Below are 25,352 nucleotides of genomic sequence, written 5' to 3'. Positions count from 1 at the left end.
CACATCCGAATCTGTGACTCTCCCCAGTGTAAACGATAGGGGGCGCTCCCATCTATCTATTTACGCGATGCATAAGCACAACAAAGGCATCCAAAATCTCCAATTGTAACTCTTTTCATTCCATAGTACAATTGTTCCGTTCGAAAATGTTTAGTCAGAAGAAAGGAAGTTCAATCATGTCATACTGGAGATACGTGCTTGTCATTCTTGCGGGAGCTGTGAGCTACGGGGTTCTCTCTGTTTTTATGAAAGCAGCCTTTCGTGCTGGCTTTACCCCTGTTGAATTAAGTGCGAGTCAGTTAATCTTTGGCGGTCTGCTCATGTCAGTCATCGCCTTTTTTATATCCAAGGAGCGCTTTCGCTGGCGCTATCTGTACCTCTTGCTGCCGGTCAGCCTGATGATGGCCTCTACCAGCTTTTTCTACCATCAGGCGGTGAGCCGCCTCTCCGCTTCTCTCGCCATCGTCCTGCTGTTCCAGTTTACCTGGATCGGCGTCCTGATCGAATCGATCGCGGATCGCAAATGGCCCACGCGCGGGCAGTGGCGCTCTCTAGTGCTACTGGGAATCGGCACGCTCATGGCCAGCGGACTGAATCTGGGCAGCTTGGAGTCGGTCAGCATCTACGGCTTGGCGGCGGGACTTCTCTCGGGAGCGACTTTTGCCGGGGTTATTTTTTTGAGCGGTCGCCTCGTCCCAGACATGAATCCCTATCTGCGGAGCGCCGTCTCGATCAGCTTGGCCGCCGTCCTGTTGTCGTTCGTATATCCTCCGTCCTTTCTGGTGAACGGCAGACTGTGGGACGGTCTTCTCCCTTATGCGCTCTTGGTCGGCTGCTTCGGTTCGGTAATCCCGATCCTCTGCCTCGCCATCGGCGTGCCGCGTCTGGGCAACGGACTTTCGACGATCCTCAGCGCTGCCGAGCTGCCGACTGTGGTCCTGCTCTCCAGCTTTGTCCTGCATGAGCAAGTGACGGGCGCACAGTGGGCCGGCGTCGCTCTCATCCTGCTGGCGATCACCCTGCCGCAGCTCGGTCAAAGACCTGCTCGCCGTCCTGCTCGCCACATCCTGAGTCGCAGCAGGAGCTGAATGCGCAGCTTTTCCGGGAACTACATGTCGCAATTTGAGGCGCGCCAAACGGTGGTGATCATCGTTTGGCGCGCTTTTTTTGCGGGAAGGGTCTTTTTTCGCCGGCGGGAACACCAAAAAACCCAGCACCTGCCTCTTCGGCAAATACTGGGCTTGCATCCGTTTTGTGTGGCACGGCGTCAAAAGCGTGCCGGCTGCATGGAGGTTCGGTAAATGGAGCGGGTGATGGGAATCGAACCCACGCGACCAGCTTGGAAGGCTGGAGTTCTACCATTGAACTACACCCGCATGCAGCGGTCGATTTTCCCCGAGGAAAATCTTGATGGTCGGGAAGACAGGATTTGAACCTGCGACCTCTTGGTCCCGAACCAAGCGCTCTACCAAGCTGAGCCACTTCCCGATTTCATAGCGATTGAAAAAATGAAAAATGGTGCGGTCGAGAGGACTTGAACCTCCACGGTGTTGCCACCACTAGAACCTGAATCTAGCGCGTCTGCCAATTCCGCCACGACCGCATTGCATATTCTGGCGGATGGAGTGGGATTTGAACCCACGAGACGAGTCATCCCCGTCTACACGATTTCCAATCGTGCTCCTTCGGCCACTCGGACATCCATCCAATTCGAGAGCATTTCTATCAGCAATGCCCGCCAACAAAATAGATTCTAACATAGCAGCCGATCATTTTCAAGAGGAATTCTTTGAAAAAATTCCATTCCGTTTCCGTCCGCTCCCCTCCGGCGTTCTACGAGGAAACAGGGGAAACAACTAACATTTTTTCTCTGTTTTGTCACATTTCCCCTGATTTTTTCCTCCATAATCTGTTACTCTATTCTCTGGTCAAGGAGGAATGATTTCATTGGAAATACACATACGGACGAACGTGGACGCAGCTGCCCGCCTGCTTTCCGAAATATCCATTCACGGGATCGCGCATTACGCTGTTCGACCGGTCGACAGAGAACAGGTGGAAATCGTTTTTCTGTCTCTTTCGGAACACCAGAAAAAGCTGCTCGCCTATTCGCTCAAGAAGTACCGCTATATTGCCACGATGATCGGGTAATGCACAGCTCTTCACCTTACGCCGCCATACTGCTCCTTCTCACCTTCCTGCTATGATTCCGCAAATTCTTTACTTCATCACCGCGACAACGCCATCACGAAGCAGATCTTCCGCTCTCACTGCCGCCAATTGATTCAACAGTTCCACCTGAAAGCTTCCGGGACCCCGTTGTGCCGTTTTTTGCGCTGCCAATTGGGCGGCGACACCGTAGCTGATCAGTGCGGAGGCTCCGGCCAGCAAGACGTCTTTCTCCACCGCCAAGAATGCGCCGATGAGCGAAGACAACAAACAGCCCGTACCGGTCACGCTGGTCAAAAGCGGATGGCCGTTTTTGATCAGGCAGGTGTGCTGCCCATCGGTGATGATGTCTTCTTTTCCGGTGATGACGACGTGGGTCGCCCATTGCCTTGCCGCTTTTTGAGCGAGCGCCGCCTTGTCTTGGCTGTGCTCGTCTACGCCTGCATCGACACCCTTGATCTCCCAGTCTTCGCCGACCACATGCGCGATTTCGGCCGCATTCCCGCGCAGGAGCGTCACCCTGACCTCGCGGAGAATCCGTCTGGCCGTCTCTGTTCGGTACGGTGTCGCTCCGGCCCCGACCGGATCAAAGACCACGGGCACCTGATGGGCATTCGCCGAGCGACCGGCCACGATCATGGCCTCCACTTCCGCCGGATTCAACGTGCCGATATTCAGCACCAGTGCCCCCGCGATCTTGGCCATGTCCGCCACTTCTTCCTGGGCGTACGCCATGACCGGGGAGGCTCCCAGAGCCAACAGTCCATTGGCGGTGAAATTGGTGACCACCACATTGGTGATGTTATGGACGAGCGGCCGCTGCTCCCTTACCCGCTCCAGCAGACCAGATGCTTGCTGCAAATCAACCATGCTTGCTTCACTCCTGCTTCTTCTAGTGATTTATGATAGAACACCTAACGCCGAAAAAAATGACTGCGGAAAAAGCACAGAAAAACCGCAAGCCCTGTATCGACTCGCGGTTATTCCGGTGAGCGGAAGCATTCCGGCATCCTCCTGCTCCCTGCTCATGACGCGGAACCGACACTTTGCACATGTCCATCCACTGCGTCTTCCTCTGTCAGCGGCGCTTTGCCCACTGTCCAGGTAATGATCCGGCTGGCAATCACGACGGCCAGGACGGTATAAAACACTTCGCCCACAGGCAGGTACAAAAACGAGAGGGCCAGCACCATGCAGTCCAAAAGCAAGAAGATCGTCCCGATCGACAGGCCCGTGTACTTGCTCAAGAGAACCGACATGATGTCGTCGCCGCCTGTGGCAGCTCCGTACCGCAGGACGATCCCTGTCGCCAATCCGGTCAAGAGGCCGGACAGCACGGATGCCGCAATCATGTAGTTGCCCAAATCTATGACGATCGGTGAAAAACGTTCAAATAACTCGTAAAACCCGGAAAACGCGACCGAAGCGATCATCGTATTCCAGATGAACCGGCGCCCTTTGATCAGCCACGCCATGATAAACAGCGGGATGTCGAGAGCCAGCATGGTCGCCGCCGGCGGCAGGTTGAATCCGTATTTGGCCAAAAGCGCCAGACCGACAAATCCGCCTTCCGACAAATGGTTTTGAAAATTGATATGGTAGTACGCAAACGCTAACAGACAAGCTCCAAACAAAATCAAACTAAGCTCAGCAAACTGTTTTCGTAACGGCTTTGCTCTCCTCATCTTCAATTCCTCGCAATGTCATCGGTTTTGGCCTGGACGACCAACCGACCACGGAGGAACCTCTGACATACAGACAGCGTTCCATGTTTATTTCCTCACTTTCGCAGCTGGTTAAGTCGTCCTCGCGACGATCGACAAGCTGCGACGCTATGTGTAGGAGAGATCATAACGTTTCCATACGCTCCTATACGGAACCATTGGTATCCTGATCCTTTCCTTCTGAGTTGCCTTTATTCTACCACAAAAAATGGAACTTCTCGAACGCGGCTATCCCCGATAGCTCCGCGAAATCAGCCGTATTTTTGATTTTTGGCCAATGGCTCTGGGGGTTGATCAGGAAATTGCAGCGAAACGACGGGGTTTTCTCCGCTTTGCTCGCTTTTTCCGCTCAAAAGCGGAGCGCACTCCTCACGTTCTCTGCCCGTTTGTCCTGAAGCCAGCAGGATACTTGATGATCAGGAGCCAAGCTCGTCACCTCAGGGGAAAAATGATGACACACCTTCATCACGTACGGACAGCGCGGGGCAAAGGAGCATCCCCCTGCCAGCCTGGTCGCATCGGGAGGCGAACCCGGTATGGGCACCAGCGGCTCGGAACGGTCCGCATCGAGCCGGGGCATGGATGCGAGCAGGCCTTTGGTGTAGGGGTGCTGCGGATTGGCGAAGATCTCCCGAACGGGACCGATTTCCACGATTTCCCCCGTATACATGACGGCTACGCGCTGCGCCATATGGGCCACCACCCCGAGATCATGCGTGATCAGAATGATGGCCGTGCCTGTCTTTTGCTGAAGATCGCGCATCAGATCGAGGATCTGCGCCTGGATGGTGACGTCGAGCGCTGTCGTCGGCTCGTCGGCGATCAGCACTTTGGGCCGGCAGGCGAGCGCGAGCGCGATGACGACGCGCTGCCGCATCCCGCCGGAGAATTGGTGCGGATAGGCGTCGATCCGCTCCGCTGCTTGCGGGATGCCGACCATCTCCAGCATTTGCACCGCCTTTTGCTTCGCTTCCGCTCTCGTCAGCTTTTCGTGTCTGGCCAGTCCCTCCATGATTTGACGGCCGATTTTCATCGTCGGATTAAGCGAGGTCATCGGGTCTTGAAACACCATGGAAATCTCCTTTCCCCGCAGCCTTTGCAGCTGGCGCGGGGAATAGGAGAGCACATTTTCCTTCCCGTAGCGAATTGCTCCGTCCGTAATTTTTGCCGTCTGGGACGGCAGCAAGCGCAGCACGCTTTTGGCCGTCACCGATTTGCCCGAGCCGGATTCGCCGACGATGGCCAGCGTCTCCCCTTTTTCCAACTGAAAACTGACTCCCCGCACGGCATTGACCACCCGGTTCTGGGAGTGAAATGAGACGTGCAGGTTCTCCACAGTCAGGATCGGATCGTTTATCATGGTCTCCTGTTCGCCTCCTATTTCTTCATCCGCGGGTCCAGCGCATCTCTCAGTCCGTCCGCCAGCAGATTAAAGCTGATCATCAGCGCGCTGATGATGACGCCGGGAAAGACCAGCTTGTAGGTAAAATACCGCATCGACACGTAGCCGTCCTGGATCAATACGCCCAGCGAGGCCAGCGGCGGCTGCAAGCCCAGTCCGATAAAGCTGAGGAATGCTTCGAAAAAGATCGCGGTCGGGATCGTAAACATCAGCGTCACCAGGATCGGTCCGACCGCATTAGGCAGCAGATGCTTCACAATCAAGCGGCGGTTGGAAGCCCCCAATGCCCGTGCAGCCAGCACGAATTCCTGCGCCTTGATCTGCAGCATCTGCCCCCGAACCACCCGGGCCATCCCGACCCAGCCGGTAATAATCATCGCCAGCACAATCGAGAATATCCCCTGGTCCAGGATCAGGATAAACAGGATGATCACGATCAGATTGGGGATGCCGACCAAGACCTCGATGATTCGCTGCATCGCATTGTCGATCTTTCCCCCGTAAAAAGCGGAAATCCCTCCGTACACCACGCCGATCAAAAGATCGAGAAAGGCCGCCAACAGCGCAATGCCAAGCGAAATTTGCGTCCCTTTCCATACGCGGGTCCACAGATCGCGGCCGAATTCATCCGTTCCAAACCAGAAATGCTCCGTGATTCCCCTTGCCTCGTATTGATCGACGCCGCGGGCGTCCCTGCCGTCGAAACCGAGCCATTCCAGGCCGGCAATCTTTGGCGGGAGATTGGAGTGGAGCAGATTTTGCTCGTCATAGGTGCGTCCCGACAGTTGCGGACCGACCAGCGCGAGAGCCGAGATCACGAGGATGATGCACATCGCCAGCAGCGTCCCTCTGTTTTTTAACAGGCGCCACCAGGCATCCTTCCAGACGGAGACGGCATCCCCCGTCACCTGCTCCTGCAGGCGGACATCGACCGGCTCATGCACGAAAAGGTCATCCGTCACCTCTGCAAGCGGGTGGACAGATGCGGGAGGCTGCGGCATGCGGGCCAGCTGCGGGAGTTGGTTCTTTTCCAGCTCGGCGCTCATTTTGTCCCCCCTCCTCTCACGCTGATGCGCGGGTCCAGAAGGCCGTACAGGATGTCAACCAAAAACACCATCAGGATAAAGAGCACGCTGTAAAACAAGGTGATGCCCATGATGACACTGTAGTCATTGACGAGAATGGACAGGGTAAATTGCTCGCCCAGTCCGGGGACAGAGAAAATCTTTTCGATCACCAGAGTGCCCGTCATGATGTTGATAGCCAGCGGCCCCAGCATGGTCACTACCGGGATCAGCGCATTGCGCAGCACGTGCTTGACGACCACCCCCGACTCCGTGAGCCCTTTGGCCCGGGCAGTCATGACGTAATCCTGACTGATCACATCCAGCATCTCCGTGCGGATGAATCGGGCGACAGTGGCAATCACGGTCACAGACAGAGCCAGCGTCGGCAGGATGGTGTACTCATACCCCTTCCACAGCGCGGGCGGCAACAGCCCCCACTTCAAGCCCAGGTAGTATTGCAAGAGTGCCGCAAAGACAAAGGAGGGAATCGACATCCCCAAGACGGCCAGCGTGACCGAGGTGTAATCCCAGACACTGTTGTGGCGGAGGGCCGAGATGATGCCCAAAACCATCCCGATGACCGTTCCCACCACCAAGGCCTGAAAGCCGATCAGCGCGGACGGGCCAATCCGCTCAAAGATCACCTCGGTTACGCTGCGCCCCATGTATTTAAACGACATGCCCAGGTCGCCCTGGAGCAGATTGGTCAAATATTTGACGTACTGGATCGCAACAGGCTGGTCCAGCCCGTATTTGGCCCGCATGTTTTCGAGCTGCTGCTCATTTAGGCGGTCGGCATTGGTAAAGGGGGTACCCGGGAGCGTCTTCATCAAAAAGAAGGTCGCCGTCGCGATCACAAACAGGGTGACCAGCATGTATCCAATCCGCTTCAACAAATAAGCCCCCATGTGTTCACCTCGTCTTTCTATCTGGTTGTCCCTTTCTCAATCGATTGGACACAATCAAAAGTTCCCGCTTTCCCGGGGAGATAGGGGAAAAGAGGATGAGCAAGCGCCATCCTCTTTTTCCAGAAGATCGATCGTTTCCAAAGAGAGGTTACGGACTGACGATATCCACCCACTGGTAGTTGTACTTCGGCGCGGTCGGCAGGACGACGTAATCCTTCACGGTCGGCCGCTGCAAAATCGCCAGACCTTCCTGATAGAGCGGCGCGATGGCGACATCCTCTACCAAGAGCATCTTCTCCAGCTCCAGCATGATCTGGAAGCGCTTGGAGAGGTCTGTCTCCGTCTTCGCTTGTTTGACCATCTCATCGTATTTCGGATTGGAGTATTTCATCCGGTTGGCAGAGCCGCCCGTCACCCACATGTCGAGGTAGGTCATCGGGTCCGAGTAGTCAGGTCCCCAGCTGGAGATCGAGATATCGTAGGTGATTGCCTTTTCCAGCTCCAGGCGCTGGCTCGTCGGGACGGACTTCAGTTCCATCGTAAAGCCGGGCAGATTCTTTTCCAGCTGATTCTTGAGGAACTCGCCCACTTTTTTCTGCTGATCGGTGTCGGCCAGGTTCAGCGCTACCTTTACCTCGCTGACGCCTACTTCCTGCAGCCCTTTCTTCCACAGTTCCTGGGCTTGCTCTACCGTGCCTTTGTTGATCTCTCCGTTCAGCTCCCGGTAGTCTTTGCCTTCCGGCGAGAAGAAGAAGCCGCCTGGCACCACTCCGTACAGAGGCGTAGCGCCGTCATTGAGGATCACGTTGGTCAACCCTTCCTTATCCCAGGCCATGTTGATCGCGCGGCGGATGTTGGCATTGGCGAGCGCGGGATGCGTGTGGTTAAACCGGAGGAAGCGGATGGACGGGTCCTTGATCGTCGTGAACCCTTCCTTGTCGCGGTACTGATCCACAAAAGAGGAGTTGAGGGAGACCCTGTCCAGCTGTCCGGATTCATACAGGGTCAGCGCCGTCGCCACATCTTTCACGACATAGACATCGATTTGATCCACTTTGATTTTATCCGTCTCCCAGTAGTGAGGGTTCTTTTCAAAGGTCCAGCCTTGCTCATGCTTCCAGTCTGTCAGCATGAAGGGGCCGTTGTAGAGCGTCGTATTGTACTCCAGCCCGAACTTGTCTTTCTGGCTTTCCACGAACTCCTTTTTCTGCGGGAAGAAGGTCGGGAAAGAAAGCAGCTGGTTCAACAGCGGATTGGGGTACTCCAGCTTTACCTCCAGCGTCCGCTCATCCAGTGCCTTTACCCCCAGCTCCTCCGGCTTTTTTTCGCCTTTCTGGATTTGGGGAGCATGGAGAATCGCCGCTGTCTCAAACATGAAGCTGTAATGGCCCGCTTCCTCGTAGACCCGCTTCCAGGCGTATTCGAAATCATGGGCGGTGACCGGGTCGCCGTTGCTCCATTTGGCATTCGAGCGGATCGTAAAGGTGTGAACCAGGCTGTCGGGACTGACGTCATGCTTTTCCGCCATCGCCAGGTACGGCTGGCTGTTGGGGTCTCTGCGGTACAAGCCCTCCATGCTGTTGTTCAGCACGGCAAAAGAAGCGCTGTCGTGCGCGTGCGCGGTGTCCAGCGTCGGCACCTCATCCGTCTCGTAGATGCGCAAAACCTTTTTCGCCGCAGGCTGTTGCGAAGGCTGTTCTGCGGTGCCTGGCGTCTGGGTATTGGTATTGCTCTGTTCCGAGTTAAAATTGCAGCCGCTCACAGTAAAGGCCAGTAAAAATGCGAGAACAAGCGAAACGCTCTTTTTTATGTGGATCATGTTTGCCTCCTCCCCCACCTTTCAAATTTGTCGTACTTTGCCAGCTATTCCATTTTTGTTACGATATACTAACAACAAAATACTATTATTCTGAATTGTCAGTCAAGTTTAATTTCAAAAAAATGCTGTTTTCTTTGGAATTTTATTTCTTTATTCTTTGACAAGATTCGAGTTTTTTCGGGAAAGGAGTGGGGTCTATGCGTAGCCAACCTCTTCGCAGCACTTTTCACATGCTCTCCAGCCTCGCCGGACCGCCCCTGTTTGCCACGCTGTATGCACTCTTTTTCGCGAATCAGCCTACGTGGCAGGGATGGGTAGACGGCCTTTCCTACGGGTCTTTGCTGGTCCTGATGGCTTGGGGCGTCCTGTTTGTGATTCACGGGGGGTTTTTTACGGCTTTTTGGCTGAGCTGCAAGCGTTTTTTCGCATCGTGGCGGCGGCAGGAAGATTTCCTGCGGCAAGTCGAAGGAACTGCTGATCCCTATATGGGGGCCGGGGACGAAAAACAGGAAAAAGCCGTGTACCAGGCGGAACCTGTTTCACACGGCTTGCTTTTATGGGCAGGTGTCGGCTATTTTTTGCTGAGCTTTCTCTGTTCACTCTCGGTCTCTCTGTAGACAAACGAGAAAGCCGGATCCGGCTCTATCATTCCGACTTGGAGAGAAACCCGATCGGCTTCTTGGGCTCAATCGGATTGACCCGCTTGACGGCCATGAGGAGAAAGCTGATTTGGGAGACATGCTGAATCAACTCCACTAACGATCCATTTTCCAGCGTTCCGTAAAAACGGATCAGACTCGGGTCGCAATAGCCCAAATGGGTGACGTGGAAGGTGATCGACTGGCCAAAGCTCACCAGGCGCATGGCCACTTGATGCTCTTCGTCCAGATTCCTGTCAAACTCGTTGATCATCGTGATCAGCCGCTGGCAAAATTGACTCGCCCGTTCGGCATCCATGCCTTCGTATGGCAAAGACAGATCCGATTCCTGATTCACGACCTGCGGCAACGGCCTGGATAGGTGGTTCATCATCGCTCGCGCCCCCCTCTCATTTGTACAGCAGCAGCTCTTGCTTCTATCCTATCATTTCTATGAAGCTCCTGGAAAGGCGGGATTTTACCCAACCAGGAGAGTTTTCAGGCAACTCTTTTTCATGCAATCCGTATAGCTGAATGAGCAAGACAGCAAATGGATCTGGAGGGGTGGCAGTGGGACTCTTTCGTCGATTTTTTTCTCGATACTCATGTCTGGTGTACATCGCAGTTGGCGATGAAGCCTATGCGCGGATCTCGGGCAAGCTGCACAACCACGGCGTTCGCTACCGGACCAAATCTCCCCTGGGAAATGTGTGGAACAACGCTTCCCACACCTTTCCTCCTCGCTCTGAAATGTTTACCTATGAATTCTATGTCATGCCGGAGGATGAGCATAAAGCCTTGCATGCCATTCACAGCTAAGACTTGCGCCACGACCTTCATCGCCCTTTTGCCGCCTGCCCCACGCCCTGTAACCGGTGCAAACAGCAGGAAATGTAAAAACGAAGCAGAACATGAAGAGTTAAGCATCGTAACAACCGGTCCCGACGAGGTCCCCGGAATCAACGGCGGCATATCGCTCGGACCGAAGGATTATCCCCATGGGATCAGAATCACGATCGAAGTCGATTCGATCGATGAGGTGATCGCCCGGGCCGTCGGGCAGGGTGCCCAGATCGTTCGGGAAAAGATTAGTTCGATGACTTCTACTTGGCCTATCTGGCTGATCCTGTCGGATTGGGGATCGGTTTGATTCAGCAAAAAAAGTAGGGTCATTGCTAGATTTTGTTTGCCTAATTGCATGGAAAGGGAGGGGCGCTGGTTGGAACTCAAGCAACTGGAGTATTTTTTAGCCCTCGCACAAGAACTGCACTTTACCAAAGCGGCCGAAAAAGTGGGGATCTCCCAGCCCTCTCTGCGTCAGCAAATCCGCATCTTGGAAGCCGAGATCGGCATGCCGCTTTTCGATCGGATCGGCAAAAAAACGGCGTTAACTGAGGCGGGACACATTCTGCGCAGCCATTCACAGCGCGTATTTCACGAGTTAGCCCAAGCCCGGGCCGCCATCCGCGAACTGCAAGGCATCCAAAGAGGGAGGCTGTCGATCGGTTCCCTGCTGACCGTCTCCCATTACCTCTTGCCTCCCGCAATTTTCTCTTTTCACGAGCAATATCCCGGCGTAGAGCTATCCGTGCTGGCTATGCGGACGGGCGACATTCGCGCCGCTCTGTTGGAAAATCAACTGGATATGGGCATTGTTTTCCTGCCCATGCTCGACGAAGAGCTGGAAAGTCACCCTTTGGCAACAGAGGAGCTGGTCCTCGCATTTCTCGGGAATAAAGAGGTTGCTGCGATTCCCTTCTCCGCTCCGATCAGAAGAGAGATCGCCTACGGCTTTGCGCACATCTTCCATGCTCGCACCAAAGTTGATGTGGTAAACGGCACCATTCAACACCAGCGCCGGCACGGATTGGACGCCGATGCGTTCCGCCTCCTCAATCTTGTCCGGCTGATCGGCGAAATGAATCACTTCTACCTCCGTTTTCGAGCGGTCCAGATACTGCAAGAGGGCTTGCTGGGCATCTACGCAAACGGTGCATCCCGCGTGATAAAACGTTGCTTTTGTCATGGTATTCTGTCCTCCTCTCGTATTTGATACAGGGGCCCCGTATCTATTACGTTAGCGGTTTGGAAAGATCGGTTCAATTTCAAATCCACTATCATTAGCATTGGGTTTTCCTATGATCCTGACATATTAACGCGGTTCGCTGCTGGAAATCCTTGCACAAATCACTTGAAACCTCTCCACATTAGGGGTATGATGGTCTCGTAATCACCAACACATACGCACGGGAGCTTGGAGATGACCAGGCTGAGAGGACGGCTACTCTGTCGTCGACCGTTGAACCTGAACTGGGTAATGCCAGCGGAGGAATTGTCTATATGACTCGAAAGGACGTTGTCTGTTTTTTCTGGATCTTTGTCCTTTTCGCTCTCGCGTCTGGCGTCGCAGGTCTTCCTGCGGCGTTTCCTTTCGTCATTGGACGCGTTTTCTTCCGCCTCCCTCAGGGTTCATGCCACGTGCAAACCATGACAAGGAGGTTTTTTTCATGTCCATGCCACAAACTTCTCCCCTGGAACTGAACACTGTCCAGCCATTCCCCGGCAGCCGCAAAGTATACGAGGTCGGCAGCCGCCCCGACATCCGCGTCCCGATGCGGGAGATTCAGCTGGAGCCGACGCGAGGTGTGTCCGGCGAAACACCCAATCCGCCCGTCCGCGTCTATGACACCAGCGGCCCCTATACTTCGGACGGCTACAAGGCCGACATCCAAAACGGCTTGCCCGCCCTGCGCGAAAAATGGATCGCCGAGCGGGCGGATACGGAGAGGTACACGGGACGGCCCGTACAACCTGCCGATGACGGCTACCGGTCTGAGGAACAGCGCGAGGCCACCCCCGTCTTCCCCCGCGCTGGCCGCATGCCGCTTCGAGCCAAACCGGGGAAAAATGTTACCCAGCTCCACTACGCACGGCGCGGCATTATCACCCCGGAGATGGAGTTCGTCGCGATCCGCGAAGGGGTGTCGGCAAAGTTCGTCCGGGACGAGATCGCCAGCGGACGCGCCATTCTCCCGGCAAACATCAATCATCCGGAGTCGGAGCCGATGATCATCGGCCGCCATTTTCACGTCAAGGTAAACGCCAATATCGGCACTTCTGCGGTCACCTCGTCGATCGCGGAAGAGGTGGAAAAGATGATGTGGGCCACCCGCTGGGGCGCCGACACGATCATGGATCTATCGACGGGCAAGCATATTCATACCACCCGGGAATGGATCATTCGCAACAGCCCAGTCCCGATTGGCACGGTCCCGATCTACCAAGCGCTGGAGAAAGTGAATGGCAAAGCCGAAGAGCTGACGTGGGAGATCTACCGCGACACGCTGATCGAGCAAGCCGAGCAAGGCGTGGACTACTTTACGATTCACGCGGGCGTGCTGCTCCGCTACATTCCGCTGACGGCCCAGCGCGTCACCGGCATCGTCTCCCGCGGCGGCTCGATTCTGGCATCATGGTGCCTGGCTCACCATCAGGAGAACTTTCTATACACCCACTTCGAAGAAATTTGTGAAATTCTCAAGGCCTACGACATCTCCATCTCGCTGGGGGACGGTTTGCGACCCGGCTCGATTGCGGACGCCAATGACGAGGCGCAGTTTGCGGAGCTCGAGACCTTGGGCGAGCTGACGAAAATCGCCTGGAAGCACGATGTGCAAGTGATGATCGAAGGACCGGGACATGTCCCGATGCATCAGATCAAGGAGAACATGGAGAAGCAGCTGGAGCTCTGCCATGAGGCGCCGTTTTACACGCTGGGACCGCTCACCACAGACATCGCTCCTGGCTACGACCACATCACGTCCGCCATCGGAGCAGCCATGATCGGCTGGTTTGGCACCGCCATGCTTTGCTATGTGACACCCAAGGAGCACCTCGGTCTTCCCAACAAGGAAGACGTGCGCAACGGGCTGATCGCCTACAAAATAGCCGCACACGCCGCCGACCTCGCCAAGGGGCATCCGCGCGCCAAGCTGCGGGACGATGCGCTGTCCAAGGCGCGATTTGAATTTCGCTGGATGGACCAGTTCAACCTCTCCCTCGACCCCGAGCGCGCCCGCGAGTATCACGACGAGACGCTGCCCGCCGAGGGTGCCAAATCGGCCCATTTCTGCTCGATGTGCGGCCCCAAGTTTTGCAGCATGAGAATTACGCAGGACATCCGGGCGTATGCGCAGGAGAATCCGGGAGCGTTGGAGGCTGTGCGGGAAGCGGGAATGCGGGAAAAGGCCAGGGAATTCCGCGAACAGGGCGGACAATTGTACAGAGGAACAGAGCGCGAATGAAGCAGCACCAGGATCCCATCCTGCTGCGCAGGGAAATGATTCGCCTCGAGTCGGCACTGGCAAAGCTTCGCGAGCAGCTCTCGGAGATCCAGAAGCATTGTTCCCACGAGTTCGAGGAGACGCCGCTCTCCCGGACCTGCCAAAAATGCCTCTGGACGGAAAGTCTCTACTACTAGCTGCCAATGGATGGCTGTGTAAAGGACGGCTGCCTATGAGATCCCTGCATCCTGCTCCATAAAGTCTGGGCCCGGCAATCGATCCTCTTTTAACTTCCCCCTCCCCCTCCATCTTCGGCAGGGGGAGTTTTTTTGGCACAAAAAAAAGAGACAGCCGTCTGCACAGTATGGCTGTCTTCGATACCCCAAAACAATTTGTGAGAGGAATTGCATTCCTTATTCTATATATCGGCCGGCGGTTGTCGCTATGAGATGGCCAAATTATGGTAAAGCTCACGCGGCCGACTAAGTCCGCGACTCTATACGCCTCCTCATCTAAGGCTGCCACATAAGTCCCAACACACATGACAAATTGGCTCATCGTATAACGCACCCGATTCCGTTCCCCATGGATGGCTTCCTCTACTCGCTTCAAAAGACGACAGTTCTCAGTCAGATCCAATCGGTCATCGGGCGTAATGGACAAGTAGTTGGCGTCATTTTCGGCTGGACACACAGGCCGGCCAAATACATCGCATCGTGATTCCCTGTATCAAAAAGGGCCAAGGCTAACGGCTGATCCTTCTTGACGTCCCTTGCCGGCTTTTTCAAATCGCCCACTTTCACTCCGTACAGCGGCTCCTTTGCACCATGCCGCAAAAGCGTTTTCTTCGTCTGTTCTGTCCCAAGTTCTTCCAACCTGTTCATAACCTCTGCGACTGTCATCAAACCACCTCCCTGTCCATTTTTCTAAGTGTATCATGCCAGTTGGCCATATATTTGAGCCGAGCAGCTTGAAAAATCAGAATCGTTCCATTATGATGAAAGACAACTTTAGTAAAAATATTTTTATCGAAAAGCGGAGAGGGGTTTCCTATGAAAAAGGCATTCGTGCTTGGCGGCACTCTATTTTTTGGCAAAAGACTGGTCCAGCATCTGCTCGACAGGGGCTGGGAGGTTACCATTGCGACACGGGGAATAGCTGCTGATCCTTTTGGCGAGCACATTCAACGGCTGATTCTGGATCGGGAAAACAAAGAGACACTTCTATCCGCTCTTGGTCATACAGACACCTACTGGGATTGCGTATTTGACCAGACCTGTTATTCCCCGCTGGAAATACGGGATGTGCTGGATGTCCTCCATGGCCGGATCGGGCACTACGTGCTTACTTCCACCATGGCCGTCTATGAGTTCGGGGTGCGCAAACAGGAAAGCGAGTATGACCCCCTCGGCTATCCCATCCACTACCGCGGCCGACGGGAGTACCCCGGACTTGAAGGGTACCGGGAAGCCAAAAGACAGGCAGAGGCTGTACTGTTCCAATCGGGAATACCGGGAACGGCGATCCGGTTTCCTCTGGTAATCGGTCCGGATGATTATACCGGCCGGTTTCAATTTCATGTCGATCGCGTCAAAACAGGAGTGCCGATCGGCATCACACGTGCCGAGGACCGGATCGGCTTTATCGACTCTGACGACGCCGCCCGTTTTCTCCTCTTTGCCGCCGAGAATAAGCTCATAGGTTCCTTCAACGCCGGTTCACCCGGAGACATCTCGTTTGCAGAACTGCTGGAGCGGATTGGCTCCCAAGCAAAAATGGACGCGCAGATCACGGCACCGGCCGACCCCGCAATCCGCTCTCCATATGATGTCGGCGGCTCTCTTTCTTTGGATGTGAGCAAAGCCTGTTCTGCAGGTTTTCAGTTCCGCCAGCTGGACGATCTCTTGAATGAGCTGATTATGCATGATCTCTTGCAATCCGAGTAAGCATGAATGCCGCTGCTTGCCTCTTCATGAAAGTTCCCCCTTACCCCCCTGAGAAAAAAGAGGAGGAGTAAGGGGGAGAAGAGGAAGCGCAGCCCGATATCCTCGGTCATACTCCGCGTTTGTTTCCCCAAATCCAGGTATGCAATTGCGGCAAAACTCTCACGTTTTTCAATGAAGGAGAGGCGATAACGGCCTCTACCAGCCATTCGTAGCGCTTCAGCAAATGCCCCAGCAAAATGTGCGGATTCCCTTCCCGCAAGTCGTCATTGCCCGGCTGCAAAAAGAAAGGAACCTCCGGGTACCGCTGGTGCACCTCTTCGGCATAGCGCAGATCGCGTTCGTCAAATACCACCACTTTCAGGCTGAAGCTGCGGGCATGGGCCGACAGCTTGTGGATAATATCGTCCAGCTTTTCCCAGTCGGTGGTCATTCCGGAGCTCGGCGGCTTGGGCGACAGTGTCAGCTGGTCGATCTGCAAAAACCAGTCCTGCCAGCGGCTTCCTTGTGTCTCCAGCGCCACCTCCATGCCCTGCTCATGCAAGAGCTGGATCAGCTCATCCAAGGCGGGGAGCAGCCCCGGATTGCCGCCGGATATGGTCACATGGGAAAAGGCCGCTCCGCCTGTCTGCAGCAGCTCGGCTGCGATTTCTTCTGCGGTCAGCATGCGGATATCGTCTTTTCCGCTGCCGTCCCAGGTAAATGCCGAGTCGCACCAGGAGCAGGCATAATCGCAGCCCGCCGTCCGCACGAACATCGTTTTCTGCCCGATGACCATGCCTTCCCCTTGTATCGTCGGCCCAAAGATCTCCATTACCGGGATGCGTTTAGCGCTCATGGGAACCTCCCGCAAACGGTCGGTACAGCACATAGCTGGTCGGCGTCTCCCGCACGAAAACCTGCACGCATACCGGCTTGTTCTCTGTCTGGTCCAAATAGGCCTGGATCAAGTCGCAGATGGTCCGGGCGACGATCTCTGTCGTCGGAAAGCGGTCGGCGTCTTCGTTGTCAAAGAACTCCGCATGCTCATTGAGCAAACTGTGGTCAAACCGGTCGTGAATGATTTTTTTCAGCGCGGAAAAATCAGCCAAAAACCCCGTCTCATCCAGTTGATTTCCGGCAATCGTCACATTGACGAAATAGGTATGTCCGTGGACGCGGCTGCATTTGCCCGCCCGTTCGCTGGGAACGTAGTGAGCCGCCGCGAATTGCAGGTCTTTGTTCAGCTCGTAGCGGAACGGGTGGGCGACAGAGGGGTAGATTTGCTGCATCATGCCAGCATCCCCCCTTTGATGCCGGACAGATACTCTTCCAGACCTGTTTTCCGCAAACGGCAGGCCGGGCACTCGCCGCAGCCGTCCGCCACGATGCCGTTATAGCAAGTGAGGGTATGCTGGCGGACATAATCCAAGACCCCCAGCTCATCGGCCAGCTTCCAGGTGTCCGCTTTGGTCAGCCACATCAGGGGCGTGTCGATGACGAACGGATGATCCATCGCGAGATTCAGCGTCACGTTCAGCGACTTGATAAACACATCCCGGCAATCCGGGTATCCGCTGAAATCCGTTTCGCACACGCCTGTCACGATCCGCCGGGCACCGACTTGTTTGGCCAGGACAGCGGCGAAAGAGAGAAACAGCAGATTGCGCCCATCGACGAAGGTAGTCGGCAGCTCGCCTTGCTTCTCTTCGATCGCGATCTCGTCCCGGGTCAGGGCGTTGGGGGCGAGCTGGCCGAGCAGCGACATATCTAGCACATGGTGCCTGATGTTCTGCTCCCGGGCGATGCGGGCCGCCACTTCTACCTCCAGCTTGTGACGCTGTCCATAGTCAAACGTGACGGCTTCCACTTCACGGAAGTGCTTCATCGCCCAAAAAAGGCAGGTGGTGCTGTCTTGGCCGCCACTGAAGACGACGATGGCCTTTTCGCTGCTGGCAGCGTTCTGGTGTTTGGCTGCGTTCCCGCTGGCAACGTTCTCGAAGCCATTTTCCTGTTGCTGAATCATCTCATGCTCTCCTCTCTTATCTCCTGACGCGCAAACGCCAGGCAGAGAGGTTCCTTCCCCACACCTATACTTAGCGGAACATGAAAAAAACGATATCTAAGGAGATACCGTTCCTTAGTTTTTTATAGAGGGTGTAGCTAGAACCTCTCCCGAAGCCAGTAGCCCGGCGTAGCCGCGAGGGCTGTCTGCCGGATGACTTCAGATTTTGTATTCGAATAGCAGTAGTATACCATACACTTCGCCACGGCTGGGGGCAAATTTGTGAAAAGGTCTGATCATTTTCAGCATGTATTTGCAGCAGAAAGGACAAAGTAATCATGGCAAACCCACATGAAAGGGGCGATGAGAAGCCATGACCAAAAAAGAGTATGTGATGGGCATTATCGACACTCTTCAGCAGCAGCAGGACCTTTTGCCGCAAAATCTGCAGCAGCTCTTGCGGGAGACAAAAGAGACCCTGCAAAGCATCCCTGCCGAGACGTTTTTTAAGCACTCCAATCACGTTGTTTCCGAACCAGCCAGGCAAAAGGCTTTTGATCCGGATTCCCCCCTTTTCCGGTTGAGCGAAGGCTATTGGGAGCTCAGAAGACTGGCCGAGAGGAACCGGGAATCCCATCCGGATTTTCTCCAAGCCGTCAACCAGCTTGATGGTTTGCTGGGGGCATCCGAGGGGTATTTCCCTGAATAAATTAGAGCGCTCCCGTGAAAAGTAAGAACGCAATACAATCGCAAGATAAGAGTTGGAGACATGCCTAATGGACATAACGACTTTGTTAAATACTGGGAGGACAATCATGGGAATTCTTAGCGGCACTCCAGAAAAAGAACCAATGCACTACGGAGAAGTATTTGGCGTGTGGAGCTACCTCTCTACCACCAAAGGCTTGGTGGCGGCCTACCAAACCTTTATCAATCATACAGGTGACAGGGATCTCCGCGGATTTTTGGAAGATGTTGTACGCAGCATGAAGCAGGAAAGCGAGCAAGTGGAAAACCTCTTGAAAATCAATGGTGTAGGGCTGCCGCCTTCGCCTCCGGAGCGTCCAACCGCCTCCCTGGAGAGCATCCCGGTCGGTGCCCGCTTTAACGATGCGGAAATCGCCGCAGGGGTTGGCCGTGACATCGCTGCAGGACTGACTGCATGTAGCCAGGTGATCAGCCAATGCATTCGCGAGGACATTGCGATGATGTTTGGCCAGTTCCACATGACAAAAGCTCAATTCGGTGCAAGACTGCTGCGGATCAATAAGGAAAAAGGCTGGCTCGTGCCTCCTCCGCTGCATGTCAGCACGCCGGAGCCAGTTCACGCCTGATAAAAAACTGCGAACCAGCCTCTTTGTCATCAAGGGGTTGGTTCTTTTCTGTCGCCCGCAAAAAAAGCCCCCATGAGCATTTTCTTGCGACAGGGGGCATGCCGATACAGATTTGCTTACCATCAGATTCCTCTTAGTAATTCAGGAGGATGGAGAGAACTTTAGCCGCAGCAGCGCGGGTGGTGACTCCGGAGGGATCAAAAAGGTCGTTGCCAACGCCGCCCAAGATACCACCAGCATTCAGCTGATAGACAAAATCTTTGGCGTAGCCGGCGATGGAAGCCTCATCCGCAAACAGGATCGAAGCCTTCTGCCGGTTGTGAGGCCACTGCCATAGAGGACATCGTCATCAAGCAAAGAAGGGCAAACCAGGGAATCAAGAAAGCTTTCTTCCTCATTTTTATCCTCCTGACGTGGTTTTTCCACTGAAAATCTAGCCGACTCTCTCCTAATGGTTGGATGAGGCTGTAGTGGGGAAGCTCTTCCCTATTATCTCCGTCATCTTCAAGACAACTTCATCCCCTGCCTCTGAAGTGGAGGCGGTTCCCCCCAAATCCGGTGTAAGCGCCTTTTGTTCTTTTAACACTTGCTCGGTTGCCTCGAGAACGACATGCGCCCATTCTTCATACCCCAAAAATTCGAGCATTTGACTGGCCGACCAGATCGCGGCAAGCGGATTGGCGATGCCTTGCCCGGCAATATCCGGGGCCGATCCGTGAATGGGTTCAAACATGGAGGGGTAGATTCTCTCCGGATTGATGTTGGCTCCGGCCGCCAGTCCCAGTCCCCCCGCCAATGCTGCCCCCAGATCGGTCAAGATATCTCCGAACAAATTAGACGTGACCACGATCTGGAACCGTTTCGGCTGGTTGATCATGTACATGCTCGCTGCATCGACGAGGTACGAATAGGTCTGAACATCCGGATACTCTTTCCCGATCTCCTCAAACACTTGATCCCAAAACACCATGGAGTAGTTCAAGGCATTGCCTTTGCTCACGCTGGTTAAGGTTTTTCCCGTCTTTCGCGCGGTTTCATATGCGTAGCGGATGATTCTCTCTGTACCTTTTCTGGAGAAAACGCCGGTTTGCAAAACCACTTCCTCCGGTTTCCCTTTGAATAGCCAGTCTCCGGCTCCCGCGTATTCTCCTTCGCTGTTTTCGCGGATGAACAGCATGTCGATGTCTTCTCGCCTGACATCTCTCAGCGGACATGGCGCTCCTTGCAATAGCTTGATCGGCCGCAGGTTTACGTATTGATCAAACCGCTTGCGGATTTTGAGCAGCAGGTCCCAGAGCGAAACATGATCGGGTACGCCCGGATACCCTACGGCCCCCAAATAAATCGCATCAAACGACTGCAATTGTTCCATGCCGTCATCGGCCATCATTTTGCCATGCCGGACATAGTACTCGCATCCCCAGGGAAAGAAATCAAATTGAAACTGGAGGCGCTCATCCCATTCGGCAATTTTTTGCAAGACTTTTACCCCTTCGCGGATCACTTCAGGCCCGATCCCGTCGCCCGGTATGACTGCGATCTTATGGATGTTTTTCACTGCGATTCGCTCCTGTTTTCTTAATGGTTTCTCGCTTTGTACAGATGAACGCCGGATCTCTTTTCCGCCCACTTCAGGAGGAAATCCACGCTGACCGCCAGGATGGCGGCGGGGATCGAACCGGCGAGAATTCTCACGTCATCCGTGGATAATATCCCTCGGAAAATTACCGCGCCCAGGCCCCCTGCCCCAACGAAGGTAGCAATGGTGGCGACACCGATGGACACGACCGTGGCGATCCGAAATCCTGCCATCATGACGGGCATAGCTAAGGGAATCTTCACTTTCAGCAGCAATTGAAGCGGGGTCATCCCCATGCCCTTGCCCGCTTCGATGAGATGCCGGTCCACATTTTGCAGTCCTGTGTACGTGTTTTGGACGATCGGCAGAAACGAGTAACAGACCAGAGCCAGGATCGCGGTCGTGTATCCCAACCCGAAAAAGATCATGATCATCAACAGCAACGCAAGTGACGGAATTGTCTGAATAATATTGATGGACGTTTGAATGATCAAGGCCAGTTTCTCGTTCTTCGTCATCCAGATCGCCAGCGGCACGCCGATGAGAATCGCGATGATTACTCCGGATACACTCATAAACAGATGCTCTGACGTCGATACGAGGATCATTTCCCACTCGTTCCTGAACAATTCGAAAACATCCAGTAGCGTGCTCATTTTAGCAATCCTTTCTCTTTCAGAAAGTTTTTCGCGATCTCCTCGGGCTTTTCTTTCTTAATGTCGGCCAGGTAGTTGAGATGGGTCATCGTTTGCGTGTCGATCTGTCCCACCAATTTGTTGATCGCGTCCTTCAGCTCAGGATGGGCTTGTAACACGTCATTTCTTGCGACGGGAGCTGCCTGGTACGGCGGGAAGAATTTCTGGTCATCTTCCAGTGTTTTCAACTGATACTCTTGCAGGCGGGCATCCGTGGAATAGGCGAGCACGATGTCCACGTCTTTATTGCTGACCGCCTTGTAGACCAGTCCGATCTCCATCGGCGATGTTTTCCCGAATTCGATGCCGTATGCCTTTTTAAAAGCCGGGTAACCGTCATGTGTCCGCTCCAGCCAGGCGTTATCCGTTCCCAGATGCAGGTTTTTGGCATGCGGCGCCACATCTGACACTTTTTCCAGCTTCAATTGATCCGCCAGATCTTGCCGAACCGTAAACACATAGGTGTTCTCAAATCCGTAGGATGGGAAAAAGGTCTGATCGTATTTTTCTTGCATGCCTTTCTGTACCATCTCCAGGGCGGCCTGAGGATCTTTTGGCGGATCGTCTATTTTTAGGCTGCTGGACAGGTCTGTCCCCACGTAGCGGACGGCGGAAATTTGAATTTCATTGCTCTCCATCGCTTTCAGCACGACCGGGGTAGAGGTGAGGCCGTCTACAATCTCCGGTTTCAATTGCGTGTCTTGCTCAATCATCAGTTTGAGCATGTGTGCGAGAATCAAGTGTTCCGATGTGGACCATGACCCAATTTTGACGGTATCCGTGGGACCGGAGGCTGCTTTCTGGGAACAGCCCGAAACCATGCTCACAATCAATAGAAAAACGGCCAGAGGTAACCATTTGCTTTTCATCGTAATCCCCCTCTTTTCTATTTTCGCAGCCCTTTTGGAGTGCAAATATTCTGAACCTTACGAGTGCCAATATCCGCTGCGGCAGCCAATAAAGCTGCTGCAAGCGCGCCTGTCAGGAGCATGCCATCATTGGAAATGGTGAGGCCGGTGAACACGAAATACCCTAAACCGCCTCCGCCAATCAGCGAGGCGAGCGTGGCCCATCCGATCGTATAGATCGTTGCCGTGCGGAATCCCCCCATAATCACGGAAATGGCCAGCGGGATTTCCACTTTTCGCAAAATTTGCAGGTCCGTCATGCCCATCCCTCTCGCCGCTTCCTTCATGGCGGGATTTACTTCTCTGATCCCGGTGTAGGTGTTTTGCAGAATCGGCAGGATCGCGTACAAAAAGAGCGCGACAATGGCTGGAAACGTTCCAATTCCAATCAGCGGAATCATGAACCCGAGCAGTGCCATACTGGGAATGGTCTGTACGACATTCACCACGCCGATTACGTACTGGCTCAGTTTTTCCGCCCTTGTCAAAAGAATGCCAAGCGGCACGGAAACGATAAAGCCCGCCACCACTGCAATCAAGGAAATATACACATGCTCCCAGATGATCCGCACAATATCGGGATACCGCTCGACCACAAACGCAAGAAACTCATTCATTTGGAACCCCCGCCTTGCGACACTCCCGGCTGCAGAGGAGCACCTCCGTGGATGGGGTGCGAGACGTTAAATTCTTTCAAATGTTTTTGCAGGCGTTTGGGTCCAATGAAGTCAATCACAAAGTCATCTGCCGGCTGCTGCAACAGGTTTCTTGGCGTATCCAGCTGTACGATGCTCCCGTCCCTCATCAGACAGATGCGGTCGGCGATTTTGAGCGCCTCATCCATGTCATGCGTGACAAAGATAATCGTTTTCCGGATCGTCTTCTGCAGCCGAACAAACTCATCCTGCAGTTGCTCCCGCGAGATGGGGTCAAGCGCGCTGAAGGGTTCATCCATGAGGATGATCGGCGGATCGGCCGCCATGGCGCGAATGACGCCCACCCGCTGCTGTTGTCCTCCGCTCAATTCGGAAGGATACCGGTTCTTGTATGTTTTGGGATCCAACCCAACCATATCGAGCAATTCATCCACTTTCTTCTCATAGACGCGGCTATCCATGTTTTTCAGTTTCGGAACCAGCGCAACATTTTGACCAATGGTCATATGCGGAAACAATGCAATTTGCTGAATGACGTATCCGATGTTTCGGCGAAGCTGAACAGGGTCTTTTTTGGAGATATCCTCCCCGTTGATCTCGATGATCCCGGAAGAAGGCTCCACCAGCCGATTGATCATTTTCATGGTCGTCGTCTTTCCGCATCCGCTCGGCCCAATCAGGACGAACAATTCGCCTTCATTGATTTGAAGATCCAGTCCTTTAATGATTTGGACATCATTGATGGTCTTTCGCACGTTATGAAAAGAAATCAATGCTTCCACCTCTCCTTCAGATTCCGACTGAGACATATTTGGTCTCCAAGTATGGTTCGATTCCTTCACTCCCCCCTTCCCGTCCGATTCCGCTTTCTTTCATCCCTCCGAATGGGGCCTGGGCGGTCGAAGGCAATGCATCGTTCCAACCGATGATGCCATACTCCAATGCCTCCATGACCTTGGTCCCGCGCTTCATGCTTTCGGTGTAAAAATAAGCGGCAAGACCATACGGAGAAGCATTCGCGAGCGCAATCGCCTCTTCGTCCCGCTGAAAGGTTTGAATCGGCGCGACGGGACCAAATGTCTCTTCGTACATTATTAGCATATCAGAGTTTACGTTGGTTAAAACGGTCGGTTGGTAAAAGCAAGCGCGTTCATTGACGATGTGGCCCCTCCCGCCAATAACTGCTTTCGCCCCTTTCTCCAGCGCATCCTGCACATGGCGATCGATTTTCTCATAGCCATCCCGGTCAATAATCGGTCCGACATGCGTATGTTCGTCCAGCCCATCGCCGACCTTCAATTGACTGACGGCTTCCGCAAATGCCTGGACGAAGCGGTCGTATACCTTCTCATGGACATAGATCCGGTTCATGCAAATGCATGTTTGCCCCGCATTGCGAAATTTCGATGAGATCGCTCCCTGCACCGCCTTCTCCACATCGGCGTCTTCAAATACGATCATGGGCGCATGGCCGCCAAGTTCCATCGATACTTTCTTCACCTGATCGGCGCTTTTTCGGATCAAGTGCTTCCCTACGGCAGTAGATCCTGTAAAGGTAATTTTGCGGACCAGGGGATTGCTCATAAAGGCATCGCCAATTTCGGCCGGATCGCCGGTAACCAGATTGACCACTCCGTGGGGAATGCCGGCTTGCTCACAATACTCCATCAAGCGAATCGCGGTAAGCGGCGTCTGTTCCGCTGGTTTCACAATAATCGTGCATCCGGCCGCCAGAGCGGGACCCAGTTTTCTGGTGACCATGGCCGCCGGAAAGTTCCACGGTGTGATGGCAGCCACGACACCGACCGGTTGTTTCAGAACGAGGATTCGCTGGGAAGCATCTCTGCCCGGAACCGTTCGGCCGTAAATGCGTTTCGCTTCTTCCGCGTACCATTCCAGAAAAGAGGCCGCATACTGCACTTCCCCTCTCGACTCGCGAAGCGGCTTCCCCATTTCCAAGGTCATGATTCGCGCCAATTCTTCTTTGTTTTCCAACATGATGTTGGCGACTCTTTGGAGATAGCCGGCTCGCTCCTGGGCAGACAAGCGGGACCAACTGGAGAAAGCCTGATGGGCTGCGTCTATCGCCATTTCCGCTTCGCGCCTGCCCGCTTTGGGAACCGTGGCGATCGTCTCCCCATTGAATGGATTTACGACCTCCATATACGCCAGCTCACTGCCGGTCCATTGTCCGTTGATGTAATTTAACTTGTGGGGCATCGTATGGATATTTGACATGGTTG

The 25,352-nt window shown here is 54.2% G+C and carries 27 protein-coding genes, 4 tRNA genes, 3 pseudogenes and 2 riboswitches; of the genes and pseudogenes, 11 read left to right on the top strand and 23 right to left on the bottom strand.

The window, feature by feature from the left end; all coding sequences use genetic code 11:
* The first annotated feature begins 176 nt into the window (after window positions 1–176).
* Window positions 177–1,088 carry an EamA family transporter gene (locus JD108_RS08115; protein WP_198829330.1) on the top strand — a complete coding sequence of 304 codons (912 nt, stop codon included), beginning with the start codon at window positions 177–179 and terminating at the stop codon, window positions 1,086–1,088.
* Between the two features lie 214 nt (window positions 1,089–1,302).
* Here the strand turns inward: JD108_RS08115 and JD108_RS08110 are convergent.
* From JD108_RS08110 to JD108_RS08095, 4 genes are all read right to left on the bottom strand, one after another.
* Window positions 1,303–1,376: transfer RNA gene (locus JD108_RS08110), tRNA-Gly, on the bottom strand.
* A 35-nt stretch (window positions 1,377–1,411) separates the two neighbouring features.
* A tRNA-Pro gene (locus JD108_RS08105) sits at window positions 1,412–1,488 on the bottom strand.
* Between the two features lie 28 nt (window positions 1,489–1,516).
* Window positions 1,517–1,603 (bottom strand) — tRNA-Leu (locus JD108_RS08100).
* Window positions 1,604–1,614: 11 nt separating this feature from the next.
* Window positions 1,615–1,707: transfer RNA gene (locus JD108_RS08095), tRNA-Ser, on the bottom strand.
* A gap of 240 nt (window positions 1,708–1,947) precedes the next feature.
* Here JD108_RS08095 and JD108_RS08090 point away from each other — a divergent pair.
* Window positions 1,948–2,151, top strand: coding sequence for a hypothetical protein (locus tag JD108_RS08090; protein WP_198829329.1), 204 nt, complete (start codon window positions 1,948–1,950; stop codon window positions 2,149–2,151).
* A 69-nt stretch (window positions 2,152–2,220) separates the two neighbouring features.
* Here JD108_RS08090 and thiM read toward each other — a convergent pair whose 3' ends face one another.
* The 6 genes from thiM to JD108_RS08060 all read right to left on the bottom strand — a co-directional run bounded on the left by thiM (window position 2,221) and on the right by JD108_RS08060 (window position 9,089).
* Window positions 2,221–3,039, bottom strand: a complete 819-nt coding sequence (gene thiM, locus JD108_RS08085; protein WP_198829328.1) for a hydroxyethylthiazole kinase — start codon at window positions 3,037–3,039, stop codon at window positions 2,221–2,223.
* A gap of 155 nt (window positions 3,040–3,194) precedes the next feature.
* Window positions 3,195–3,854, bottom strand: a complete 660-nt coding sequence (locus JD108_RS08080) for a YitT family protein (protein WP_198829327.1) — start codon at window positions 3,852–3,854, stop codon at window positions 3,195–3,197.
* A gap of 388 nt (window positions 3,855–4,242) precedes the next feature.
* The gene (locus tag JD108_RS08075) at window positions 4,243–5,250 is read right to left on the bottom strand and encodes an ABC transporter ATP-binding protein (RefSeq protein ID WP_323958419.1); all 1,008 of its coding nucleotides are present in this window, start codon (window positions 5,248–5,250) and stop codon (window positions 4,243–4,245) included.
* Window positions 5,251–5,270: 20 nt separating this feature from the next.
* Window positions 5,271–6,296: an oligopeptide ABC transporter permease gene (gene opp3C, locus JD108_RS08070; RefSeq protein WP_228728418.1), complete on the bottom strand. Its 1,026-nt coding sequence runs from the start codon at window positions 6,294–6,296 to the stop codon at window positions 5,271–5,273.
* Between the two features lie 41 nt (window positions 6,297–6,337).
* Window positions 6,338–7,270: an ABC transporter permease gene (locus tag JD108_RS08065; RefSeq protein WP_198829324.1), complete on the bottom strand. Its 933-nt coding sequence runs from the start codon at window positions 7,268–7,270 to the stop codon at window positions 6,338–6,340.
* A 148-nt stretch (window positions 7,271–7,418) separates the two neighbouring features.
* On the bottom strand, window positions 7,419–9,089 hold the full coding sequence (locus JD108_RS08060) for a peptide ABC transporter substrate-binding protein (RefSeq protein ID WP_198829323.1): 1,671 nt from the start codon (window positions 9,087–9,089) through the stop codon (window positions 7,419–7,421).
* A gap of 197 nt (window positions 9,090–9,286) precedes the next feature.
* On the opposite strand from JD108_RS08060, the gene JD108_RS08055 reads away from it, so the two are divergent.
* A complete protein-coding gene (locus tag JD108_RS08055) occupies window positions 9,287–9,706 on the top strand; it encodes a DUF3899 domain-containing protein (RefSeq protein WP_198829322.1) in 420 nt (139 codons plus the stop codon).
* A 28-nt stretch (window positions 9,707–9,734) separates the two neighbouring features.
* On the opposite strand, the gene JD108_RS08050 is transcribed toward JD108_RS08055, so the two are convergent.
* Entirely contained in the window at window positions 9,735–10,121 is a 387-nt protein-coding gene (locus JD108_RS08050; protein WP_228728352.1) for a DUF6173 family protein, read from the bottom strand.
* Between the two features lie 218 nt (window positions 10,122–10,339).
* Here JD108_RS08050 and JD108_RS08045 point away from each other — a divergent pair, with 218 nt between their 5' ends.
* The 3 genes and pseudogenes from JD108_RS08045 to JD108_RS08035 all read left to right on the top strand — a co-directional run.
* The gene (locus tag JD108_RS08045) at window positions 10,340–10,546 is read left to right on the top strand and encodes a hypothetical protein (protein WP_198829321.1); all 207 of its coding nucleotides are present in this window, start codon (window positions 10,340–10,342) and stop codon (window positions 10,544–10,546) included.
* Complete coding sequence (locus JD108_RS22670; RefSeq protein WP_323958412.1) at window positions 10,530–10,877, top strand: VOC family protein; 348 nt, start codon at window positions 10,530–10,532, stop codon at window positions 10,875–10,877. Before JD108_RS08045 ends, JD108_RS22670 begins: the two co-directional genes overlap by 17 nt.
* Before the next feature lie 48 nt (window positions 10,878–10,925).
* Window positions 10,926–11,447: pseudogene (locus tag JD108_RS08035) on the top strand (LysR family transcriptional regulator); the annotation flags it as partial.
* A 168-nt stretch (window positions 11,448–11,615) separates the two neighbouring features.
* Here the strand turns inward: JD108_RS08035 and JD108_RS08030 are convergent.
* A pseudogene (locus JD108_RS08030) lies at window positions 11,616–11,753 on the bottom strand (thioredoxin family protein); the annotation flags it as partial.
* Between the two features lie 210 nt (window positions 11,754–11,963).
* A riboswitch (TPP riboswitch) is annotated at window positions 11,964–12,076 on the top strand.
* A gap of 158 nt (window positions 12,077–12,234) precedes the next feature.
* Between JD108_RS08030 and thiC the strand changes: the two are divergent.
* Both thiC and JD108_RS08020 read left to right on the top strand, forming a co-directional pair.
* Window positions 12,235–14,031, top strand: coding sequence for a phosphomethylpyrimidine synthase ThiC (gene thiC / locus JD108_RS08025; protein ID WP_323958411.1), 1,797 nt, complete (start codon window positions 12,235–12,237; stop codon window positions 14,029–14,031).
* Window positions 14,028–14,207, top strand: coding sequence for a hypothetical protein (locus JD108_RS08020; RefSeq protein ID WP_198829320.1), 180 nt, complete (start codon window positions 14,028–14,030; stop codon window positions 14,205–14,207). The genes thiC and JD108_RS08020 overlap by 4 nt, the downstream gene beginning before the upstream one ends.
* A gap of 432 nt (window positions 14,208–14,639) precedes the next feature.
* Here JD108_RS08020 and JD108_RS22665 read toward each other — a convergent pair whose 3' ends face one another.
* Window positions 14,640–14,912, bottom strand: coding sequence for a DNA alkylation repair protein (locus JD108_RS22665; protein WP_323958410.1), 273 nt, complete (start codon window positions 14,910–14,912; stop codon window positions 14,640–14,642).
* A 150-nt stretch (window positions 14,913–15,062) separates the two neighbouring features.
* On the opposite strand from JD108_RS22665, the gene JD108_RS08010 reads away from it, so the two are divergent.
* Entirely contained in the window at window positions 15,063–15,956 is an 894-nt protein-coding gene (locus JD108_RS08010) for a Rossmann-fold NAD(P)-binding domain-containing protein (RefSeq protein WP_198829319.1), read from the top strand.
* A 106-nt stretch (window positions 15,957–16,062) separates the two neighbouring features.
* On the opposite strand, the gene queE is transcribed toward JD108_RS08010, so the two are convergent.
* Genes queE through queC form a run of 3 tightly spaced genes read right to left on the bottom strand, consistent with a single transcriptional unit; the run spans window position 16,063 to window position 17,958 of the window.
* Window positions 16,063–16,791 (bottom strand): 7-carboxy-7-deazaguanine synthase QueE, encoded by a 729-nt coding sequence (gene queE / locus JD108_RS08005; protein WP_198829318.1) that lies wholly within the window; start codon window positions 16,789–16,791, stop codon window positions 16,063–16,065.
* Window positions 16,781–17,227, bottom strand: coding sequence for a 6-carboxytetrahydropterin synthase QueD (queD, locus tag JD108_RS08000; RefSeq protein ID WP_198829317.1), 447 nt, complete (start codon window positions 17,225–17,227; stop codon window positions 16,781–16,783). Before queD ends, queE begins: the two co-directional genes overlap by 11 nt.
* Entirely contained in the window at window positions 17,224–17,958 is a 735-nt protein-coding gene (gene queC, locus JD108_RS07995; protein ID WP_198829316.1) for a 7-cyano-7-deazaguanine synthase QueC, read from the bottom strand. The genes queD and queC overlap by 4 nt, the downstream gene beginning before the upstream one ends.
* Window positions 17,959–18,066: 108 nt before the next feature.
* A riboswitch (PreQ1 riboswitch) is annotated at window positions 18,067–18,111 on the bottom strand.
* A gap of 199 nt (window positions 18,112–18,310) precedes the next feature.
* Here queC and JD108_RS07990 point away from each other — a divergent pair.
* Both JD108_RS07990 and JD108_RS07985 read left to right on the top strand, forming a co-directional pair.
* Window positions 18,311–18,646, top strand: coding sequence for a hypothetical protein (locus tag JD108_RS07990; RefSeq protein ID WP_198829315.1), 336 nt, complete (start codon window positions 18,311–18,313; stop codon window positions 18,644–18,646).
* Window positions 18,647–18,752: 106 nt separating this feature from the next.
* The gene (locus JD108_RS07985) at window positions 18,753–19,271 is read left to right on the top strand and encodes a DUF3231 family protein (protein ID WP_198829314.1); all 519 of its coding nucleotides are present in this window, start codon (window positions 18,753–18,755) and stop codon (window positions 19,269–19,271) included.
* A gap of 133 nt (window positions 19,272–19,404) precedes the next feature.
* Here JD108_RS07985 and JD108_RS22805 read toward each other — a convergent pair whose 3' ends face one another.
* The 7 genes and pseudogenes from JD108_RS22805 to JD108_RS07950 all read right to left on the bottom strand — a co-directional run bounded on the left by JD108_RS22805 (window position 19,405) and on the right by JD108_RS07950 (window position 25,347).
* Window positions 19,405–19,569, bottom strand: a complete 165-nt coding sequence (locus JD108_RS22805) for an S-layer homology domain-containing protein (protein ID WP_407649426.1) — start codon at window positions 19,567–19,569, stop codon at window positions 19,405–19,407.
* A gap of 150 nt (window positions 19,570–19,719) precedes the next feature.
* A complete protein-coding gene (locus tag JD108_RS07975) occupies window positions 19,720–20,829 on the bottom strand; it encodes a tartrate dehydrogenase (protein ID WP_198829313.1) in 1,110 nt (369 codons plus the stop codon).
* 20 nt (window positions 20,830–20,849) lie between these two features.
* Window positions 20,850–21,506 carry an ABC transporter permease gene (locus JD108_RS07970; protein WP_198829312.1) on the bottom strand — a complete coding sequence of 219 codons (657 nt, stop codon included), beginning with the start codon at window positions 21,504–21,506 and terminating at the stop codon, window positions 20,850–20,852.
* Window positions 21,503–22,414 (bottom strand): osmoprotectant ABC transporter substrate-binding protein, encoded by a 912-nt coding sequence (locus tag JD108_RS07965; protein ID WP_198829311.1) that lies wholly within the window; start codon window positions 22,412–22,414, stop codon window positions 21,503–21,505. Before JD108_RS07965 ends, JD108_RS07970 begins: the two co-directional genes overlap by 4 nt.
* 17 nt (window positions 22,415–22,431) lie before the next feature.
* Complete coding sequence (locus JD108_RS07960; protein WP_198829310.1) at window positions 22,432–23,070, bottom strand: ABC transporter permease; 639 nt, start codon at window positions 23,068–23,070, stop codon at window positions 22,432–22,434.
* A gap of 86 nt (window positions 23,071–23,156) precedes the next feature.
* Window positions 23,157–23,882 (bottom strand): annotated as a pseudogene (locus JD108_RS07955) (ABC transporter ATP-binding protein); the annotation flags it as partial.
* A 16-nt stretch (window positions 23,883–23,898) separates the two neighbouring features.
* On the bottom strand, window positions 23,899–25,347 hold the full coding sequence (locus JD108_RS07950) for an NAD-dependent succinate-semialdehyde dehydrogenase (protein ID WP_323958409.1): 1,449 nt from the start codon (window positions 25,345–25,347) through the stop codon (window positions 23,899–23,901).
* Window positions 25,348–25,352 lie beyond the last annotated feature (5 nt).

It is taken from the genome of Brevibacillus composti, from assembly GCF_016406105.1.
Taxonomy (GTDB): domain Bacteria; phylum Bacillota; class Bacilli; order Brevibacillales; family Brevibacillaceae; genus Brevibacillus; species Brevibacillus composti.
Note: the sequence above shows the minus strand (reverse complement) of the source record. Positions and strands in the feature narration are given on the sequence as shown.

Excerpts from the sequence above, each read along its gene's own strand:
- JD108_RS08115 (WP_198829330.1), top strand. The coding sequence starts at position 177 with ATGTCATACTGGAGATACGTGCTTGTCATTCTTGCGGGAGCTGTGAGC.
- thiM (WP_198829328.1), bottom strand. The coding sequence starts at position 3,039 with ATGGTTGATTTGCAGCAAGCATCTGGTCTGCTGGAGCGGGTAAGGGAG.
- JD108_RS08080 (WP_198829327.1), bottom strand. The coding sequence starts at position 3,854 with ATGAGGAGAGCAAAGCCGTTACGAAAACAGTTTGCTGAGCTTAGTTTG.
- opp3C (WP_228728418.1), bottom strand. The coding sequence starts at position 6,296 with ATGCCGCAGCCTCCCGCATCTGTCCACCCGCTTGCAGAGGTGACGGAT.
- JD108_RS08065 (WP_198829324.1), bottom strand. The coding sequence starts at position 7,270 with ATGGGGGCTTATTTGTTGAAGCGGATTGGATACATGCTGGTCACCCTG.
- JD108_RS08060 (WP_198829323.1), bottom strand. The coding sequence starts at position 9,089 with ATGATCCACATAAAAAAGAGCGTTTCGCTTGTTCTCGCATTTTTACTG.
- JD108_RS08055 (WP_198829322.1), top strand. The coding sequence starts at position 9,287 with ATGCGTAGCCAACCTCTTCGCAGCACTTTTCACATGCTCTCCAGCCTC.
- JD108_RS08050 (WP_228728352.1), bottom strand. The coding sequence starts at position 10,121 with ATGATGAACCACCTATCCAGGCCGTTGCCGCAGGTCGTGAATCAGGAA.
- JD108_RS22670 (WP_323958412.1), top strand. The coding sequence starts at position 10,530 with ATGCCATTCACAGCTAAGACTTGCGCCACGACCTTCATCGCCCTTTTG.
- thiC (WP_323958411.1), top strand. The coding sequence starts at position 12,235 with ATGTCCATGCCACAAACTTCTCCCCTGGAACTGAACACTGTCCAGCCA.
- JD108_RS08020 (WP_198829320.1), top strand. The coding sequence starts at position 14,028 with ATGAAGCAGCACCAGGATCCCATCCTGCTGCGCAGGGAAATGATTCGC.
- JD108_RS22665 (WP_323958410.1), bottom strand. The coding sequence starts at position 14,912 with ATGACAGTCGCAGAGGTTATGAACAGGTTGGAAGAACTTGGGACAGAA.
- JD108_RS08010 (WP_198829319.1), top strand. The coding sequence starts at position 15,063 with ATGAAAAAGGCATTCGTGCTTGGCGGCACTCTATTTTTTGGCAAAAGA.
- queE (WP_198829318.1), bottom strand. The coding sequence starts at position 16,791 with ATGAGCGCTAAACGCATCCCGGTAATGGAGATCTTTGGGCCGACGATA.
- queD (WP_198829317.1), bottom strand. The coding sequence starts at position 17,227 with ATGATGCAGCAAATCTACCCCTCTGTCGCCCACCCGTTCCGCTACGAG.
- queC (WP_198829316.1), bottom strand. The coding sequence starts at position 17,958 with ATGATTCAGCAACAGGAAAATGGCTTCGAGAACGTTGCCAGCGGGAAC.
- JD108_RS07990 (WP_198829315.1), top strand. The coding sequence starts at position 18,311 with ATGACCAAAAAAGAGTATGTGATGGGCATTATCGACACTCTTCAGCAG.
- JD108_RS07985 (WP_198829314.1), top strand. The coding sequence starts at position 18,753 with ATGGGAATTCTTAGCGGCACTCCAGAAAAAGAACCAATGCACTACGGA.
- JD108_RS07970 (WP_198829312.1), bottom strand. The coding sequence starts at position 21,506 with ATGAGCACGCTACTGGATGTTTTCGAATTGTTCAGGAACGAGTGGGAA.
- JD108_RS07965 (WP_198829311.1), bottom strand. The coding sequence starts at position 22,414 with ATGAAAAGCAAATGGTTACCTCTGGCCGTTTTTCTATTGATTGTGAGC.
- JD108_RS07960 (WP_198829310.1), bottom strand. The coding sequence starts at position 23,070 with ATGAATGAGTTTCTTGCGTTTGTGGTCGAGCGGTATCCCGATATTGTG.
- JD108_RS07950 (WP_323958409.1), bottom strand. The coding sequence starts at position 25,347 with ATGTCAAATATCCATACGATGCCCCACAAGTTAAATTACATCAACGGA.